The sequence below is a fragment of the bacterium genome (assembly GCA_024228115.1).
Lineage (GTDB): Bacteria > Myxococcota_A > UBA9160 > UBA9160 > UBA6930.
The window spans coordinates 1-1,749 of the sequence record JAAETT010000070.1; the positions used below are offsets into that span (position 1 = coordinate 1).

General features: G+C 64.0%; 2 protein-coding genes. Both read right to left on the reverse strand.

The features are described from left to right. Nucleotides 1–234: 234 nt before the first annotated feature. Nucleotides 235–825, reverse strand: a complete 591-nt coding sequence (locus GY937_03965) for a carboxymuconolactone decarboxylase family protein (GenBank protein ID MCP5055864.1) — start codon at nucleotides 823–825, stop codon at nucleotides 235–237. A 66-nt stretch (nucleotides 826–891) separates the two neighbouring features. After that, nucleotides 892–1,542 carry a hypothetical protein gene (locus GY937_03970; GenBank protein MCP5055865.1) on the reverse strand — a complete coding sequence of 217 codons (651 nt, stop codon included), beginning with the start codon at nucleotides 1,540–1,542 and terminating at the stop codon, nucleotides 892–894. Between the last annotated feature and the right edge of the window lie 207 nt (nucleotides 1,543–1,749).

Consider the following 1,749-nt stretch of genomic DNA (forward strand, 5'->3'; position numbering starts at 1 on the left):
CGGTCGAGCCGGGAGGGCGTTCGCCCTGGGTCAAGGACCTTTCGACCCGGAAGATCTGAATCGGAATCCGGAACGGCGGGCTGCGTCGCCCCCCGGCCAAATGATCAGATTTCTACGCTTCTGAGTGAGCGTCTACACCCAGGATGGTGTACCAGTGGTGAACCAGGTAGGAATCCCCCGGCTCGCCGGTCACTTCACGCCACTTGTGTCTACTCTGATCGAAGTCCATCGTCGTCATTCCAAGACCGGCCCCCTGGCCTCCGCCGGCGATGCCTTGCCGTCGGGAGGCCACGAGTCACGTCCCTCTTCCAGGGGAACGCGGAGCCCCCGGGCCAGGATCGATACCAGCCGCCACGTCGCCACCGCAGAGACGAGATCGATGCTCGCCTCACGGCCCAGCGTGGCCTCACATCGCGCCCAGCGTTCGTCAGAGAGGTCGCCCGTTTCGAGGAGCTCATCGGTGGCGTCGAGCACGACACGGTCGCGCTCATCGAAGAGCTCGGAGCCCCGCCAGCTGCGCAGCGCCACCAGCTCCTCGCTCGTGCAGCCGAACATCTCCTGGGCCAGGGGCCAGTGCTGCGCCCATTCATACTCGGACCCGGTCACCCAGCCGATGCGCATGATGACGAGCTCGCGCAAGCGATGCTCGAGCTCCGCCTCGAACATCAGCGAGAGGATCAGATCCGAGATCGCCTTGGCGGTCCGGGGGCGATGCAAGATCGTCCGGAAGATATTGAGCTTCGGGATGAGCTCGTGAAGATCCACCTGGCTGGCCGCTCTCGCTGCGTCCTCCGGGGAGAGCATCTCTACGCGTTCCCTGGACACGGCTTTCCTCCTCCTGCCGAAGCGATTCGAGATCGACCGGCTCGGCCAACCTGGCGGATGTTGGCTCTACGCTGCGTCGATGTCGAGCACCGGGATGTCGTAGGCGCCGAGCATCAGGCACTCGACCTCGGTGATCTTCGTGTCTCCGCGGTAGCAGCTTCCCTTGCCGATGAATTTCTTTCCATCGCTGGCAGCTACGTCGGCTTCGAAGCGAAGCGCTTCGCCGAGCGGAACCGGCTTCAGGAAGGTCGCCTTGATCCAGAGTGTGGGCCCGGCCTTTCCCTTCGTCATCATGGCGATGGCCAGGAGCTCGTCGAAGACCGTTGCGACCAGGCCCCCCTGCACCGTGTCCGGCCCGCTCTCGTGGCAGTTGGAGAACGTACAGTCAGCGACGAGCTGGTCTCCCTCCAGGGTCATCTTCACCGTCGGCGCAATGGGGTTGAACTCCCCGGTGGCCGCATTGAACGGGAGGACGCCGTTGGGATCCGCTGGATCGAGCTCGAATCGGAACTCCATCGCTCTGGCCTGGGTCACCTCGTCCAGCGAAGCCAGCAGGGCCTCCACTCGATCTCCGGCAGAGGTCAGGGCCTCCAGGGATCCGCCCAGGCGCACGATCCTGCTGTTGATCTCTCTCAGACCACCGATGATTCGCGTGCATTGGTCGATCTGCTCTTGACTGAAATCGGGGTCATGGGAGGAGAAATCGATGCCCGGCATGGTTCATCCTGTTCGTCGGGATTGGATCGGAACGCTTTGGCAGGGGAGGATTCGGGCCAGAGGATGCACCTAGCCCCAATCCGTCATTGGATCCGGGCCCCTGAGGGTATCGGTCCGGGTCAGGCGGCGAGTTGTTCGATGGCCCGATTGAATCGTTGGCGGGTGGAGGCCTCGGCAGCGATCCGCAGCTCGGCGCGCCCCTGAGGC

Coding starts and splice junctions, on each gene's coding strand:
- GY937_03970 (MCP5055865.1), bottom strand. CDS start 1,542: ATGCCGGGCATCGATTTCTCCTCCCATGACCCCGATTTCAGTCAAGAG.